The organism is Clostridioides sp. ES-S-0005-03 (assembly GCF_020658455.1).
Taxonomy (GTDB): domain Bacteria; phylum Bacillota; class Clostridia; order Peptostreptococcales; family Peptostreptococcaceae; genus Clostridioides.
This window is the reverse complement of record NZ_JACVWI010000023.1, coordinates 1-653: the sequence shown is the minus strand read 5'-3', so window position 1 is coordinate 653 and position 653 is coordinate 1. Positions and strand designations below refer to the sequence as shown.

The window sequence follows — 653 nt, the reverse complement described above, 5'->3', positions numbered from 1 at the left end:
CACCGCAAGGGTAAGACCCCAGAAAGACTATCTGGTTGATAGGTCGAAGGTGTAAGTGCAGCAATGTATTTAGCTTATCGATACTAATAGGTCGAGGACTTGACCAATATTATTTGATGTTCATTGACTAAAATATATATGTAGTTTTTAGAGTGTTAACTCTGAAAAAAAGTATGAAAAAAGTATTGACAAAAATAACAAAAAATGTTAATATTATACTTGTCCTAGCAACAAAAAAGAAATGTGGTTATAATAGCAGAGAAGATACACCTGTTCCCATTCCGAACACAGAAGTTAAGTTCTCTAGCGCTGATGGTACTTGGTGGGAAACTGCCTGGGAGAGTAGGACATAGCCACGTTAGATGTTCCAAGGTAGCTCAACGGTGGAGCAACCGGCTGTTAACCGGTAGGCTGTGGGTTCGAGCCCCACCCTTGGAGCCAATAAATGGCTCGTTGGTCAAGAGGTTAAGACACCGCCCTTTCACGGCGGTAACAGGGGTTCAATTCCCCTACGAGTCACCATTTGTGGGATCATAGCTCAGCTGGGAGAGCACCTGCCTTACAAGCAGGGGGTCGCAGGTTCGAGCCCTGCTGGTCCCACCATTTGCGGCCTGGTAGTTCAGTTGGTTAGAATGCCAGCCTGTCACGCTGGA

3 tRNA genes and 2 rRNA genes are annotated in these 653 nt (G+C 45.5%); all 5 read left to right on the top strand.

The features are described 5' to 3' along the window. Nucleotides 1-107 (top strand): 23S ribosomal RNA (locus tag IC218_RS21600); the annotation flags it as partial. A 135-nt stretch (nt 108-242) separates the two neighbouring features. Beyond that, nucleotides 243-359: ribosomal RNA gene (gene rrf, locus IC218_RS21595) — 5S ribosomal RNA — on the top strand. 7 nt (nt 360-366) lie between these two features. Further along, nucleotides 367-441 (top strand) — tRNA-Asn (locus IC218_RS21590). Nucleotides 442-447: 6 nt separating this feature from the next. Further along, a tRNA-Glu gene (locus IC218_RS21585) sits at nt 448-522 on the top strand. A 5-nt stretch (nt 523-527) separates the two neighbouring features. Beyond that, nucleotides 528-603: transfer RNA gene (locus tag IC218_RS21580), tRNA-Val, on the top strand. Nucleotides 604-653: the final 50 nt, after the last annotated feature.